The sequence below is a fragment of the Pseudomonas poae genome (assembly GCF_001439785.1).
Taxonomy (GTDB): Bacteria; Pseudomonadota; Gammaproteobacteria; order Pseudomonadales; family Pseudomonadaceae; genus Aquipseudomonas; species Aquipseudomonas poae.
Window position 1 is genome coordinate 35981 of sequence record NZ_JYLI01000008.1, and the last position, 15192, is coordinate 51172.

Annotated in this window: 14 protein-coding genes; 11 read left to right on the forward strand and 3 right to left on the reverse strand. The window is 58.4% G+C overall.

Features of this window, described 5'->3' with window-relative positions; translation table 11 throughout:
• Positions 1 to 3: 3 nt before the first annotated feature.
• Both TU75_RS11290 and TU75_RS11295 read right to left on the reverse strand, forming a co-directional pair.
• Positions 4 to 765 carry an SIR2 family NAD-dependent protein deacylase gene (locus TU75_RS11290; RefSeq protein WP_060548974.1) on the reverse strand — a complete coding sequence of 254 codons (762 nt, stop codon included), beginning with the start codon at positions 763 to 765 and terminating at the stop codon, positions 4 to 6.
• A complete protein-coding gene (locus tag TU75_RS11295) occupies positions 762 to 1082 on the reverse strand; it encodes a BPSL0761 family protein (RefSeq protein ID WP_231981880.1) in 321 nt (106 codons plus the stop codon). The genes TU75_RS11290 and TU75_RS11295 overlap by 4 nt, the downstream gene beginning before the upstream one ends.
• Positions 1083 to 1265: 183 nt before the next feature.
• Here TU75_RS11295 and TU75_RS11300 point away from each other — a divergent pair, with 183 nt between their 5' ends.
• Positions 1266 to 1667, forward strand: coding sequence for a GNAT family N-acetyltransferase (locus TU75_RS11300; protein WP_231981881.1), 402 nt, complete (start codon positions 1266 to 1268; stop codon positions 1665 to 1667).
• A gap of 3 nt (positions 1668 to 1670) precedes the next feature.
• On the opposite strand, the gene TU75_RS11305 is transcribed toward TU75_RS11300, so the two are convergent.
• Entirely contained in the window at positions 1671 to 2573 is a 903-nt protein-coding gene (locus tag TU75_RS11305; RefSeq protein WP_060548975.1) for a FitA-like ribbon-helix-helix domain-containing protein, read from the reverse strand.
• Positions 2574 to 2992: 419 nt separating this feature from the next.
• On the opposite strand from TU75_RS11305, the gene TU75_RS28015 reads away from it, so the two are divergent.
• The 10 genes from TU75_RS28015 (at position 2993) to TU75_RS11360 (ending at position 14798) form a co-directional block, all read left to right on the forward strand.
• On the forward strand, positions 2993 to 3583 hold the full coding sequence (locus TU75_RS28015) for a DUF6088 family protein (protein WP_060548976.1): 591 nt from the start codon (positions 2993 to 2995) through the stop codon (positions 3581 to 3583).
• A gap of 249 nt (positions 3584 to 3832) precedes the next feature.
• Entirely contained in the window at positions 3833 to 4819 is a 987-nt protein-coding gene (locus tag TU75_RS11315; protein ID WP_046070202.1) for an AAA family ATPase, read from the forward strand.
• A 25-nt stretch (positions 4820 to 4844) separates the two neighbouring features.
• Positions 4845 to 7271: a S8 family peptidase gene (locus TU75_RS11320; protein WP_060548977.1), complete on the forward strand. Its 2427-nt coding sequence runs from the start codon at positions 4845 to 4847 to the stop codon at positions 7269 to 7271.
• 547 nt (positions 7272 to 7818) lie between these two features.
• On the forward strand, positions 7819 to 8832 hold the full coding sequence (locus TU75_RS11330) for an iron ABC transporter substrate-binding protein (RefSeq protein WP_060548978.1): 1014 nt from the start codon (positions 7819 to 7821) through the stop codon (positions 8830 to 8832).
• A gap of 27 nt (positions 8833 to 8859) precedes the next feature.
• Positions 8860 to 10422, forward strand: coding sequence for an ABC transporter permease (locus TU75_RS11335; RefSeq protein WP_082630378.1), 1563 nt, complete (start codon positions 8860 to 8862; stop codon positions 10420 to 10422).
• Positions 10419 to 11447: an ABC transporter ATP-binding protein gene (locus tag TU75_RS11340; RefSeq protein WP_060548980.1), complete on the forward strand. Its 1029-nt coding sequence runs from the start codon at positions 10419 to 10421 to the stop codon at positions 11445 to 11447. Before TU75_RS11335 ends, TU75_RS11340 begins: the two co-directional genes overlap by 4 nt.
• A gap of 86 nt (positions 11448 to 11533) precedes the next feature.
• A complete protein-coding gene (locus tag TU75_RS11345) occupies positions 11534 to 12298 on the forward strand; it encodes a COG4705 family protein (RefSeq protein ID WP_060548981.1) in 765 nt (254 codons plus the stop codon).
• Positions 12299 to 12314: 16 nt separating this feature from the next.
• The gene (locus TU75_RS11350) at positions 12315 to 12743 is read left to right on the forward strand and encodes a hypothetical protein (protein ID WP_060548982.1); all 429 of its coding nucleotides are present in this window, start codon (positions 12315 to 12317) and stop codon (positions 12741 to 12743) included.
• 64 nt (positions 12744 to 12807) lie between these two features.
• Positions 12808 to 13473 (forward strand): response regulator, encoded by a 666-nt coding sequence (locus tag TU75_RS11355; RefSeq protein ID WP_060549074.1) that lies wholly within the window; start codon positions 12808 to 12810, stop codon positions 13471 to 13473.
• A complete protein-coding gene (locus tag TU75_RS11360; RefSeq protein ID WP_060548983.1) occupies positions 13449 to 14798 on the forward strand; it encodes an ATP-binding protein in 1350 nt (449 codons plus the stop codon). The genes TU75_RS11355 and TU75_RS11360 overlap by 25 nt, the downstream gene beginning before the upstream one ends.
• The last annotated feature ends 394 nt before the right edge of the window (positions 14799 to 15192 follow it).

The following is a 15192-nucleotide window of genomic DNA, read 5'->3' on the forward strand; positions in this document are numbered from 1 at the left end:
GTCCTATGAAAAGGGTGTGGCTTGCATCAGCGCAGGCAACACTTGCTCGGCCGAGCCCATGAGCATCAGCTCGTTTGGAGCCCCTAGGCAAACGTCTGCAATGTTGACGTTGATGACCGTCGCTCCAGATGTCGACGCGATTTCAGGAATATCCGCCGCAGGCCTGACGATTCCTGAAGTCCCTACAGAGATCAGAACGTCGCAATTTTTGACGTCAGCCAATGCTGCTTTCCAAGCCCCGGCAGGCAGATCCTCTCCAAACCACACAACTCCAGGTCGTAGTTTCCCATTGCACCGCTTACACCGTGGCGGCTCTACCCATTGTCCTTCTGCAGAAACCTGAAATTGATCAGTCGTGAGTTCCGCTGGACGCTTGCAGGCAAAGCAGATCGGATTGATCAAGCTGCCGTGCAAATGCATGACGTTCTGAGATCCCGCGCGCTCGTGCAGGTCATCGATATTCTGAGTGATAACCGAAACCTGTATGCCGGTGCTCGCCAGTCGGCTAATCGAAAGATGAGCGGCGTTTGGTTGGGCTTGGCCAGCTTGGGAACGCCGCCACAGGTACCATCCCCAGACCAGTTGAGGGTTCTCTCGAAAAGCCCGTGCTGTTTCCAACTTTTCAGGGTCGTGTTTCTCCCAAAAGCCTGTGAGCTTGTCCCGAAATGTTGGAATTCCACTTGCAGCAGAGACGCCGGCGCCGGTGAAAAACACGACTTTTCGAGCAGCAGCCAAGGCTCCGATAGCTCTATCCCAATCGTTCATCTGGGGACTTTCGCGTCTGTATCGTAAGTGATCGGGGAGTGATAGCTGATTTCGGTGGAAGAGCTGAAAACCGGACCCATTGGGGACACGTCAGGATCTGACGCTTCTTCGATCAGACCCGCCAGCAGCATCTGAAACGGATTTGGATAGTGACGCAGGAGAAATTTGGCGTCACGGCGTATCCGTTCGGGCAAAGATGAATCTTGGGATAGCTCAAGCAGAAATTTCCCCGTCTGGATGACTGCCCGTGTGCGTTCATTCGGCATGGTCATAGTGAGGCCCTCAAAGTCATTGCGCAGGAGTAGTTGGTTACTCATTCTCGGCAATCTTCAGTTTAGCTCTGTTGAGCTGACATGCCGATCTGCACTTTTTGCCGCTTTAGGTGCTCCTGCACTTCTTCGGCCACGGCTATGGGCGATGAGCAACATCATCGTAAGGATTGCGCAAGGTTTGGATGCAGTAGCCATCCGGCAGTCCATGCACCGCTGGATGGGAATACTGTGATTTCGTTTGAGCTTGAGCCGCCTTCAGTCGAAGAGATGGTCAAGCGGATGGAGGCGACGCTGCCGAATTACCCGTACTTGGTTGCTGTGCGAGACGACCAGGTCGCTGGCTCGCACACGCAGAAGCGCATCGTAGCGAAGTCGGGCGGGCGTGGTATGACGTGGTGCTGGCGATATGAGGACGCAAGGTTTTCACACAGCTCATGCCGGATCGTGTTGTCGAAAAAAGGCAGCGTGGGACTGCACAAAGCACTTGGCCTCTCTCACATCGGCACGCATCCAGAGGTGGGATTCAAGCATGGTGCGTGGCAGGACGTTGGTTATTGCCGCACTGCGCTGGATGTCACGCATCCGCCAAAATCGCCCGAGCCATTCAGTGGGATCAATACGCAGATTTAGTGACTACAGATCATGAAAGTAGCTAATCTCCGGCTTTGGGCTCATGTAGCCGTGATGCTGCGACCAATCAATGCTGGAAGGTGACCTACCAGCAAGCAGAGGGTAGAGCCAGGAAGCCTTACTGCAATGCTTGAAACCAAGATAGTAGTTGGGGTGGTGGTCCCACATCATCGAATTATCAATCGGCGCCGTGCAATTGTATTCGCTGAATTGCAAGCTTCTATTCTCGTTTAGAAAATTGGCAAAATTTGCCAGGCTGCCATGGCCGCCACCACCCATACGATCATTTAAATAAAAGCGACCGCTATACCCAGAGGCAATGTTTGGTTTGTCGTCCTTGCATCTGAACATCAGCAAGGTACCGTCATGTGGGCCTGGATTGCCGTCGGAATCCTCAACGGTGCAGAGCCGGACCAGCTTGATACTGACACCACTGCCGCTGACTGCTGGCTCGAAAAACTCGTGATAGTCCCCGCCAACTTCTGGATATGGAAACATGGAGCTTGAGCCGTTGATTAGCCACTCCAGACTGCAACTGTAGCGGTCAGCAATACGCTTGGCCAGATCAAAGGGCAGCGCTTCACGACCGTCGATGCAGTTCATCAGAGTTGCCGGCGACGTTTCCCCTAAAGCCAAGGCTAGGTGAGGCAAGTCGCTGCGCTCGCCCCAGGAAAAAACGTCGTCTTCGCGCAAGCGCATAAATAGCTTTTGCAAACGCTGGCCGGTAGAGCGCTGCCAAGATTCACACAGCGACGCTGTCTCAGGCTGAGGCGCTTCGAGGGATTCAAGATAACGCGCCAGTCCAAACCGGGTTTCCCCTTCTAGTGAACGTTCATGCCTGGCAGCTGCCTGTAGCAGCAGTTGGTGCAAGTTATCAGGAAAGTCGCGAACGCTTAATCTGGCCATGCAAGATACTCGCTGTCAATTTGAGGGCATTATGACTATTCGTAGGCATAATAGCGACAAAACGACGGCAAGTGCTATCTGTTACGGGTTGATTTGGATAATCACCTTGCTCAGCCGAGCAGCAGATTCACTAAAGAGGCAGGCTTGCATCTCCCGGCATGTTGTTGAGGCCTATTGCCAAATTGCCCTACTTGCCGGCAATGGGCTGCCTCGCGTGCAAATTGGCGCACGGCCTGAGACCGCAATCTTTACAAAAGTCACGTCAGCTTTTGGGTCAAACAGGGTAAGCGCCAATACACAGACGCAAGTGGGTCCCAATGGCCTGAAGACTACTCGCGGCTAAGCATGATCATTATTTGACCGATGTCAGATATAGACTCATACTTCTGACATTAAAGTGGTAAGAGCAGCCTAAGCCTATGAAGACCCTTCCTGAATCGATCCTAGACCACAGCAGGCGTCTGCCTGAGGGTGGCTTACTGAGTCCCAAAGAGTTTCTACACTTGGGGAGCCGGGCTGCTGTAGATCAGGCGCTTTCAAGATTGGCGAAGGCTGGGCAGCTCATTCGCGCGGCTCGTGGGCTTTACCTAGCCGCCATTACAGGCCTGGGTAAGCAAGCAACGCCTTCGATGGATAAGGTTGTTAGCGCCCTGGCTTCGAAGAATCAGGAAGAGATCGTCCTTGATGGGGCGCGCTCTGCAAAGATGCTGGGTCTGTCGGCGCAAGCCCTAGATGGGAACGTTTTTCTCAGCAATGGGCGTACTCGGGCGCTTAAAGTGGGAGATGCAACGGCGGAGATAAGACACGCCCCTCGCTGGATGCTAGCGCTTGGCTCCACGACTGCCGGTGCTGCAATTCGAGCCTTGGCTTGGTTGGGAGAGCGGCGTATAGGTGAGGTGATGGAAAGGCTGCGTAAACAGCTGACTCCCATCGACTGGCAGGCGTTGAACTCGGTGCGGTCGCTCCTGCCATCTTGGATGGCTCTTGCAATCGGTCGAGAGGTGGGGTGACAGGTTGCAGCTCGGCGGAATTTCGGGAGGGGCCATTTAAGACCACTCCAACATGAACTAGGATACGCCGCCATGCCAGTTGCCCGGCTCCAAAGTGTTAGCACGTGTGTGTACAGATGTTGAATTGGGAATGGAGTGCCTGATTATGAAAATCAAAATGCGAGACAAGTTATTGGGAATTATGTAGTCGTGACAGGGTTGTCGAAGTCTATATAAGTTTATTAATCAATAACTTAGAAGGTGGTAATTATGGCAAATGGAAAAATTCTCCGTCAGCTGTTCCGAGCAGGTACCGCTGGCGATGCCGATGCGTTTCGTCTTGCCTCTAAAGCGGTTATCGAGGAGGAGCGGCAGAAGCAGCATCATCTTCTGGCTAACGATCTGGAGCAGATCCTCTACGGCAGCGATTTGAATCTCAAGGCATCCAGTAATACGCCACGAGCTCACTACGACGTTCCCGTAGACAAGGAGCGTGGTTTACCACTGCTCGATATAAGAACTCCAAAGCGGTCTCTTGATGAAGTGATACTTCCCCCCAGCAGTTCCGCTGCATTGGAGGAGATCCTTGAGGAGAACCGGCGTGCTGATGTGCTGCGCAGCTACGGCATGAAGCCCGCTGGCAAGGTGATTTTCTTCGGCCCACCCGGCTGCGGAAAGACGCTTGCTGCAGAGGTCGTGGCCTTCGAGCTTGATCGACCTTTAGCTATCGTCCGCTTGGATGCATTGATGTCCTCGTTCTTGGGCGAAACGGCAGCCAACCTTCGTAAGGTCTTCGATTTTATTGCCCAACATCCGTTTGTTGTTCTCTTCGATGAGTTCGATGCCATCGGTAAAGAACGTGGTGATAGTGGCGACCATGGCGAACTAAGACGTGTTGTGAACGCGGTCCTTCAGATGATGGACTCATACGAAGGTCTTAGTTTGATCCTGGCGGCTACCAACCATGAGAAGATCTTAGACTCTGCCATTTGGCGGCGATTCGATGAGTCGATCGAGTTTCCGCTTCCGGATGAAAAGCAGTTGAAGGAGATCTTGTTGCTGAAACTGCGAGGGATCCGTCGTCAATTCGAGATTGACGACAAAGAAGTATTGAAGGAGTTTAAAGGTAAGAGCGGCGCGGATATCGAGCGGGTTATTCGCCGCGCCGCCAAACGGATGATCCTGCGAGAGCAAGAGTTTCTGACCATCAAGGAGCTTAAAAGCGCTCTTGTGCGGGAGGACCTCAGAAAGTCCTAAAACATAAATTTTCAAGGAAGAAGCTGTGGCAACCTACAAGCATCTGAGTATTACACGTGAAGTTCTGGATAACTCGCGTCGGACCAAAAGCCCCCCTCACTTCGTCACCCGCGAAGATCGGCTTGGTCACGGTCAAAAGCTCAACGGTTACTTCGCCACGGCGGAGGGGCTGGCCAAGAAGCAAATTGGCTCTTCAGACAAATCCCCTTATGTTTTAAAGCTGGAATACGAGGGCGCATTGACCTTCGCCAACCTGAATACGCATGGGTTGGAGTTTATCAGCCAAGAAGGCAAGCAACTCTGCGTAGTGTTCGCGAGCGAAGAGGGTTTGGCAAAATTTACCGCCCATCTTCAAAAGCTGGGTGTCATGGATGCCAACTTGACCCATCGCCAGATTCTCGAGGCTATTGCAGGTGTAGATGCCTGGTCCGCAGAAGATCGGAAGAGTTGGGCTCTTAAGAATATAGGCTTGCCAGACACCCTCACCTTCAAGCTCGATGTCGAATTGTGGCCTATTCAGGTCGCGCATCACCCAAGTCGTGTTCAGCTCACAACCTCTTTCGAGACCTGGCTAGCCGCCGAGCACATCAAGAAGCTCGACAGAATCAATCTGGACAGCTTGCTCATGTACCGGGTCGAGGTCACCCCCGAGCAAGCTCAGTTGCTGCTCAACCAGCGCGATGTTCGTCTGGTGGATCTCATCCCAGCCACTGGCATTAGCATTCAACAGCTGAACCGAGACATCAATGAGTTGCCTCTCAACATCCCGCCACCCCCTAATGACGCAGCCCGCGTTTGCATTCTAGACAGCGGCATTAACGGAAATCATCCCCTCCTGAAGCCTGCAATGGCTGAGAGCGCCTCGTTTGTCGATGAGGAGGGGGATGCAGATGAAGCAGGTCACGGCACCGCTGTGGCCGGCGTTGCCCTGTACGGCGACGTGGAGGGTTGTAACAACTCGAATTTCTGGAAGCCGGAGTTCTGGCTCTTCAATGGAAAAGTCATGAAGAAATGTCCGCATACAGGTAATGCGGTCTACGACGAACTTACACTCGAGGTATCGCTGACGAAGGCAGTAGAGCATTTCGTCGAACTCGGATGCCGGATCTTCAACCTCTCGCTGGGCAACAATAATGCTCCCTACGATGGTGCGCATGTCAGAGGGCTAGCCTATATCCTGGATGTCCTATCCCGGCGGTACAACATCTTGTTCGTAGTCTCTACGGGCAATTTCTGTGGCTCCGAAAGCCCACCAGTCCCAACCAACAGTTGGCGCGACGAGTACCCGGAGTACCTAATCGCTGCCCAGAGCGCCATCATTGACCCCGCACCTGCAATGATGGTGTTGACGGTGGGGAGCATCTCCCGACACAACTCTACGATTGATAGCCAGAAGTATCCGGAGATTTACCATCTTTCACCTGCATCGGAAAACCAACCATCTCCCTTCACTCGGCACGGCCCGTCGGTAAAAGGGGCGATCAAGCCCGAACTCGTTGCGGCCGGCGGCAATCTCGCCAGCCCTATGAGGCAAGCAAACGCACAATGGGCGCCGCACATGCGAGGTTTGGGCGTGTTAACGCTCAACCACCAGTGGACGGGGAATACGGTTTTTAAGGAAATAAGCGGGACCAGCTTGGCGGCGCCGTACATCACTCACCTAGCCGGGCGCCTGCTGAACGCTTACCCGACGGCGTCTGCGAACATGCTTCGCGCAATGCTGGTGAATCAGGCTTATCTGCCGGATGCGGTCACCTCGACGTTTTCGGAGGAGTTTCGAAAGAGCTACAAGAAGGCAAAAGCCACCTGGAACCGTGACGTAGAAAGGGATGTGGCCGGCTATGGTGTGGTGAGTGAGGCTGATCTTTTCAGGTCTTCCGATAACGTCGTGGTGTTGATGTCAGAGGAAACCATCGAGAACGACGGATGCCAGTTCTTCGAACTGCCGTTGCCGGAGGACTATTTGCGCTCCGCTCGAGGGACCCGAGAGCTTTCAATAACACTGGCTTACTCGCCGGTAGTCCGGACTACCCGGATTGAATATCTGGCTACCCAAATTTATTACCGCTTGGTCACTGGAACCTCGCTGGAGGAGGTACAGAAACACTTTAGCCAGGAGATGAAAAAGAAGACGGAGGTACTCAAAGAGGCCAGGGACACAAATCGCGACATTCCCGCCCAAATGAGAAACCATGGCACGGTTCAGTCTTCTCGCTGGACGTTCAAACAAGGGAAACCCGGCGAGAAGTGGTTTGTGGTCGTAGTCAGGCAGGATCGTGACTGGAATCCCTCGGCTGCAGAAAAGGAACAGTATTCACTGGTGGTTACGGTGGCCGACCGCGACAACGAGCGGGCTCAGCTCTACACCCAAATCCAGACGCGAATAGATCAGCAGGCTGTGGTCAGGGAGCAGCAAAGGGCTAAGATGACTGCTGTTCGATTGCAGAATTGAGGGTGATCACATTGAATCGCCCTTGCTTTCGTAGACGCCTCGAACGGCGCAATGGGTAGATATCGGCGTCAAGATTGCGTGTCAGTGTCTCGAACTGGCTTTAGCACTATCGATCCGTCGATCAGCTCGATGCTCAACAAATCATCCAAATCTACGTTCATTGCGGCAAGCACATCCGGTGAGAGATCAATGATGACGTCTCCGCTGTCATCTCCTGGATCTTGGCATTTCACGATTGTTCGCACGGATTCATTCATACGTGAAATGCCCTCTCTGAGCTGATGGAGGTGAGCCTCCATCCTACGCGAGCATGGCCCCTACTGACAGCTATCGCCAAGAGCGGCCAGTGGACAGCGCCCTCCCATAGTTCTAACCGCGTCGCCTGATAAGCCAAATCACATTTGTTAACAGTTTATTTGACGTTTTTTTCTCATTCACGGCTCTAAATTCGCCGCGCTTCAACATGCAAATGATTCCTATTGGTCGAGTATCAATCGACAACCCACAGGCTTCCTGTGTATCCATAAAAAAACGGAGCATTCAACGTATGGCTTCCCGTCTACCGTCTTTCCTCACTAAAGCCTTTATAGCCACTGCATTGGTCGGCGCCGGGCAGGTATATGCCGTCGAAATGGCCGGCATCGTGGTGTACAACGCCCAGCACGAGAGCCTGACCAAGGCCTGGGTTGAAGGCTTCACCCAGGAAACCGGGATTCCGGTCACCATCCGTAACGGCGACGACACCGAGATGGGCAACCAGATCGTGCAGGAAGGCGCGGCCTCCCCGGCCGATGTGTTCCTCACCGAAAACTCCCCGGCCATGGTGCTGGTAGACAATGCCGGGCTGTTCGCGCCGGTCGCGCCGGCCACCCTGCAACAAGTTGGTGCCGCGTACCGCCCGGCCCATGGCAAGTGGCTGGGCATTGCCGCGCGCTCCACGGTGTTTGTGTACAACCCCGGCAAGCTCAAAGAAGCCGACTTACCCAAATCCCTGATGGACCTGGCCTCGGCCAACTGGAACGGCCGCTGGGCTGCCTCGCCGGCCGGTGCTGACTTCCAGGCCATCGTTGCCGCAGTGCTGGAGCTCAAGGGCGAAGCCGCCACCCTCGACTGGCTCAAGGCGATGAAAGCCAATGCGACCATCTACCGTGGCAACAGCGCCGTGTTAAAGGCCGTCAACGCTGGCCAGGTCGACAGCGGCGTGATCTACCACTACTACAGCTTCGTCGACCAGTCCAAGACCGGAGAAAACAGCAAGAACACCCAACTCCACTACTTCAAGCACCAGGACCCTGGCGCGTTTGTGAGCATCTCCGGCGCCGGGGTACTGGCTTCCAGCAAACATAAAGAAGAAGCCCAGGCGTTCTTGAAATGGATCACCGGCAAAGACGGCCAGGCCATCCTCAAGGACGGCAATTCGTTCGAATACGCCGTGGGCCAGGGCGCGCAATCCAACCCCAAGTTGACCCCGCTGGCACAGCTGGACGCTCCGAAAGTCGACGCCTCCAAGCTCAACAGCAAAAAAGCGGTGGAGTTGATGACCCAGGCCGGGCTGCTCTGATTGTTGCCTGAGGCTGCGGCCCAGGCGCTGACCGCGCCCGCGCAACGCCGCGTTCACGGCCTGTTCAAAGGCCGTGGGGGCAGGTGGGTCACGAGTTTGTCGGTGCTGGTGTCGCTGCTGGCACTGCTGCCGATTGCGTTTGTGATCGGCGTGTCCTGGCAAATCGGCTGGGCGCAGATCGAAGCGCTGGTGTGGCGCCCGCGTGTGGGTGAACTGTTGGTCAACACCTTGCTGCTGGTGGTGATCACCCTGCCCCTGTGCATCCTGCTGGGCACTGCGCTGGCGTGGCTGACCGAGCGTACCGACCTGCCGGGGCGGCGGCTGTGGTCGCTGTTGGCAGTCGCGCCGCTGGCGGTGCCGGCATTTGTGCATAGTTACGCGTGGGTGAGCCTGGTGCCTTCGATACACGGCTTGCCGGCCGGCGTGCTGGTGTCGGTGATTGCCTATTTCCCGTTTTTGTACCTGCCGGTGGCGGCGACCCTGCGCCGGCTCGACCCTGCGATTGAAGATGTAGCCGAGTCCCTGGGCCTCAAGCCGTGGGCGGTGTTCTGGCGCGTGGTGTTGCCGCAGTTACGCCTGGCGATCTGCGGCGGTGCGCTGCTGGTGGGCCTGCATCTGCTGGCCGAGTACGGCCTGTATGCGATGATCCGCTTTGACACCTTCACCACCGCGATCTTCGATCAGTTCAAATCCACCTTCAACGGCCCGGCGGCCAATATGCTCGCGGCGGTGCTGGCCCTGTGTTGCCTTGCGATGCTTACCGCCGAGTCCGCCGCACGCGGCCATGCCCGCTATGCGCGGGTCGGCTCCGGCAGCGCCCGCGAGCAGCGCATCGTGCGCCTGAGCCCGCGCACCACCCTGCTCGCCCTGGGCCTGCAAAGCCTTACCTGCGCGCTGGCCCTGGGCGTTCCGCTGGTGACCCTGAGCCAATGGTTGATCGCCGGTGGCCGCGAGGTCTGGCGCTTCAACGAACTGCTACCGGCGCTGGAGCAAACCGTATTGCTGGGAGTGGCCGGCGCGGTGCTGACCACCTGCGCGGCGGTGCCGATTGCGTGGCTGTCGATCCGTGCGCCGGGGCGCTTGCAGCGCATTCTGGAGGGCTGCAACTACATCACCAGTTCGTTGCCGGGCATCGTGGTGGCGCTAGCCTTGGTCACGGTGACCATCCACTTCGCCCGGCCGATCTACCAAACCACTATTACTGTGCTGCTCGCCTACCTGTTGATGTTCCTGCCACGGGCCCTGGTGAGCCTGCGCGCAGGCATCGCCCAGGCGCCGGTGGAGCTGGAAAACATGGCCCGCAGCCTCGGCCGCTCGCCGGGCCCCGCCCTGTGGCTGATCACCCTGCGCCTGGCCGCGCCCGCCGCGGCTGCCGGGGCGGCGCTGGTGTTCCTGGCCATCGCCAACGAGCTGACTGCCACCTTGCTACTCGCGCCCAATGGCACACGTACCCTGGCCACCGGCTTCTGGGCGATGACCAGCGAGATCGACTACGCCGCCGCCGCGCCTTACGCGCTGATCATGATCCTGTTGTCTCTGCCGTTGACCGGCCTCCTCTACCACCAATCCAAACGCACGGCAGGCCGATGAACGCCCTTGAACTCCACGCCCTCTGCAAATCCTTCGGCAGCCAGCGCGCCTTGGCCGACGTCAGCCTGTCGGTGCCCACCGGCGGGCGCACGGTGATCGTCGGGCCCTCCGGCTCCGGCAAGACCACCTTGTTGCGCATGATCGCCGGGTTTGAATTTCCCGACAGCGGCAGCCTCACACTCAACGGCCAGGTCTTGGTGGACGCCACCCACGCCGTACCGGCACATCAGCGCCAGATCGGCTATGTGCCGCAGGATGGCGCACTGTTCCCGCACATGACGGTGGCCGACAACATCGGCTTTGGCCTGGCGACTAAGGGCGAGGCGTACCACAGCCGTATCGCCGAGCTGATGGACAGCGTGGCCCTCGACGCCAATATGGCGCGGCGCTGGCCCCATGAGCTGTCCGGCGGCCAACAGCAACGGGTGGCGCTGGCCCGCGCCCTGGCGCAACAGCCACGCCTGATGCTGCTGGACGAGCCGTTTTCGGCGCTGGACACCGGCTTGCGCTCGGCCATGCGCAAGATGGTCGCGCGGCTGCTGAGCGATGCCGGCATCACCACCATTCTGGTGACCCATGATCAGGCGGAAGCACTGTCATTTGCCGACCAATTGGCGGTGATGCGCAAGGGCCGCCTGGTGCAGTCGGGCCACCCGATGGAGATGTACCAGTACCCGGCCGATGAGCAGACGGCGCTGTTTCTCGGGGATGCAGTGGTGCTGCCCGCGCGTATCCAGGCCGGCTGGGCCGACTGCGACCTGGGGCGGATCCAGACCAACAGCCCGCTGAGCCACGACTCGGCGCGGATTATGCTGCGCCCCGAGCAGGTGCACCTCAGTGCCACCGGTTGCCCTGGCGTGGTGACCGAGCGCGAGTTCGGCGGCAACACCTGTACGCTGACCGTGGCGTTGCACGCTGACCCGAGCCATACGATCTTGGTGCGCAGCGCCGGCCTGCTGGCGCCACCGGCCGGCAGCGCGGTGCACCTGTCGACTACAGGCACCGCCCACGTGCTGTTTGGATAAAAAACCGGCCCTCAGTCTCAGCTAAGTCTCGTGCCGTACCTTCTCCCTTGCGCCAACCACCGCGCGGTCAAGGAGAGGTAATCCCGATGAATGCCACAGCAGCCCGTTGGCTGAACAAAGTACCCGAGGTGACGCTGTCATTCTGGGTGATCAAGATACTGTCCACCACCGTGGGCGAAACCGGCGCGGATTACCTCGCCGTGGATGCTGGCTTCGGCGCTGGCCCCACCAGCCTCGGCATGGCCGCGCTGCTGGGGCTCGCGCTGTTCGGGCAGCTGCGCACCAAGGCCTACACACCGTGGATCTACTGGTTGACCGTGGTGCTGGTGAGCATCGTCGGCACACAGATCACCGATATCCTCACCGATAAACTCGACGTCAGCCTGTATGCCAGCACGGCGATTTTCTCGGTGCTGCTCGCGCTCAATTTTATGCTCTGGTACCGCACCGAGCGCAGCTTGTCGATCCGCGACATCGTCACTCCACGGCGCGAATGGTTCTACTGGACCACGGTGCTCTGCACCTTCGCCCTGGGCACTGCCGCCGGCGACCTGGCCACCGAGGCACTGGGCCTGGGTTTCACCCTCGGCGCGGTGATTTTCGCCGGCCTGATCGGCGTTGCCCTGCTGGCCTGGCGCCTGGGCGTCAACAGCGTGCTGACCTTCTGGGTCGCCTACATCCTCACCCGCCCCTTCGGTGCTTCGCTGGGCGATCTGCTCACCCAGGCCAAGACTTATGGCGGCCTGGGCATGGGCGCCAGCTGGACCAGCGCGCTGTTCCTGTTCGTCATCGTTCTGCTGGTGGCCGTGGCTCAATTCAGCGTCGGCAACCGCAAACCCCTTACTCATTGAACCCAAGGACATCACCATGCTTAACCTTAGAAACATGATCCGCCACGTCGCGATTATTTCCGCCATCGGCCTGCTGAGCATCGCCACTGGCTGCTCGAAACCTGCCGATAAACCCAAGGACGCAGCCAGTACCGGCTCAAGCAGCAGCCAGCGCCAAGCCTCGAAACTAGGGGACCTGTCGGAGTTCCGCAACATTGCCGCGGACGTGTCGGCCCTGGTCTCCAAGCACGACCTGGCCGGCGCCAAAGCCCGCATCAAGGACCTGGAAAGCAGCTGGGACAGCGCCGAAGCCGGGATCAAACCGCGTGCGGCAAGCGACTGGCACGTGCTGGATAAAGCCATCGACCGCGCGCTCTCGGCATTGCGTGACACCAGCCCGAACCAGGCCGACTGCCAGGCCGCGATGGACGACCTGCTCAAGGCCTTCGATTCGATGAAAGGCTGACAACATGCTTCACTATACACGCGGCGACTTCCTCGCCGCGTTTGCGTTGGCGCTGGAGAGCAAGATGCGGATTCTACTGGTCGAAGACGACTCCATGATTGGCGACGCCATTCAGCGCGCGCTCAGCGATGCGAGCTATGCCGCCGACTGGGTTAAAAACGGCCTCACGGGCCTGGCCGCCCTCGATACCCACTCCTACGACTTGGTGCTGCTGGACCTGGGCCTGCCCGGCAAGGACGGCCTCGACGTGCTGGACTGCATCCGCGCGCGCAACAATCCCGTGCCCCTGCTGATCATCACCGCCCGCGACAACCTCGACGACCGCCTGCGCGGCCTGGACGGTGGCGCCGACGATTACCTGCTCAAACCCTTCGACATCGCTGAACTGCTGGCACGCATTCGCGCCGTGCTACGCCGAAAGGGGGGCGCCGCCCAGTCGGTGCTGGGCAATGGCGTGGTGACCTTGGACCTGCTGAGCAAACACGCGAACACCGACGAACAGCGCGAGGTGGCGTTGTCCAGCCGCGAATTTGCCCTGCTGCAAGCGTTGCTGATCCGCCCCGGGGCGATCCTTTCGCGCAGTGAGTTGGAAGACCGCCTGTATGGCTGGGGCAATGAAGTGGAGAGCAATGCCATCGAGTTCCTGATTCACGCCTTGCGGCGCAAGTTGGGCACCCACGTGATCAAGAATGTCAGGGGCATGGGATGGATGGTTTCAAAAAGCGTTTGAGTGAGTCGGTGCAACTGCGGCTGTCGGTGACCTTGTGCCTGGCGATCCTGCTGGTGGCGTTGGCGGCCAGTGTGTTTGCGTTTGTCTCGGCGTTTGAAGAAACTCACGAACAACAGGACGCCACCTTGCGCCAGGTGGCGATGCTGTTCGACCGCCAGCAGATGACCCTGCAATACCCACAAGGCCCGGCGCTGGCCGGCGACGACGAAGAAACCCGGGTGATCATCCAGCGCCTGAGCGACAGCTCGCACGCCATGGGCACCACCGATGAAGCCCTGCCCCTGCCCTTTTCCGTCAGCCTGGCGGATGGCTTGTCCACGGTTGAGGTGGCCGGTGAAGCCTTTCGCGTGCTGGTGCACACCACCGCCGGTGGCGAGCGCATCGCCGTGGCCCAGGAGTCCGACGCCCGCGACAAGGACGCCCGTGAAGCCGCTTGGCGCAGTTTGTTGCCGTTCCTGATTCTGTTCCCGGTGCTCTTGCTGGTCGTCGGCGACCTGGTGCGCAAGCTGTTTCGCCCGATTGGGGTGCTGGCGGCCGAGATCGACCAACGCGCCGAGCAAGAATTGCACCCCATCGAGGAACAGCACCTGCCCACCGAAGTACGCCCGTTTGTGGTGGCGATCAATCGCCTGTTGGCGCGCGTCGCGCAGTCCATGGACAGTCAGCGGCGGTTTGTCGCCGATGCCGCCCACGAGTTGCGCTCACCCATGACAGCCTTGGCTCTGCAGGCAGACCGGCTGTCAGCAACCGATATGTCGCCCATGAGCCGCGAGCGTTTTGTGCCGCTGTCCCGGGGCATCGCGCGTGGGCGCCAGCTGATTGACCAACTGCTGAGCCTGGCGGCGGCACAGTCAACCTCGGAGCGGTTGCAGACCCGCCTGTCGGTGCATGCCGTGTATCGCCAGGTCCTTGAAGACCTGCTGCCGCTGGCCGAACGCAAGCAGCTCGATATCGGCATGGACGGCGACCATGATGTGCACGTGACCTTCAATGCGATGGACCTGTTCACCCTTGTGAAAAACCTGGTGGACAATGCCATTCGCTATACCCCGGAGGGCGGGCGCATAGACCTCTCGGTGACCCAGGCCGCAGGCGCGGTACTGCTGCACATCAAGGACTCCGGCCCCGGCATTGCCACAGAGGAACAGGCGCGGGTGTTCGATCCCTTCTACCGCAGCCTGGGCACCTACGAGGCCGGCTCCGGGCTGGGCCTGTCGATCGTCAAGGCGATTGCAGAGCGCAGCGGCGCACGGGTGCAGTTGTCGTTCAACGATATCCAAGCGCAGCGTGGCCTGTGCGTGACGGTTTGGCTGCAAGCGCCGTAAGCACCTGCGCCGAACAAAGACAATCGCCACCTTTTTTTGACTTTTTTGCCAACATCCGCCCTAGAGTGGCCTTATCAGCCCTATAGCCGCCCGACAATGAAACCTTCTCACGCCACGGACGAAACGCTCCTCAGCAAAGCCTCCCCTGCACCGGCATGCCAGTGTAGGGGGGCTTGGTTACCGTAACCTTAAAAAGGCACCCACACTTGGTTCAAGTGTTGGGGCCTTTTGAACATAAGCGCCGTTATTGGAGGAGGGGGGCGTGCGTTTATGACGTTAAGGGCGCTTTGGTGTGATTCTCCGACTTCCGCCCACTAGCACATTTCAGAATTGCCAGGGTTTGACGGCACGCTTTTGAATCAAAAGAGGTACCTCTCGATAATCAGCGCGATGA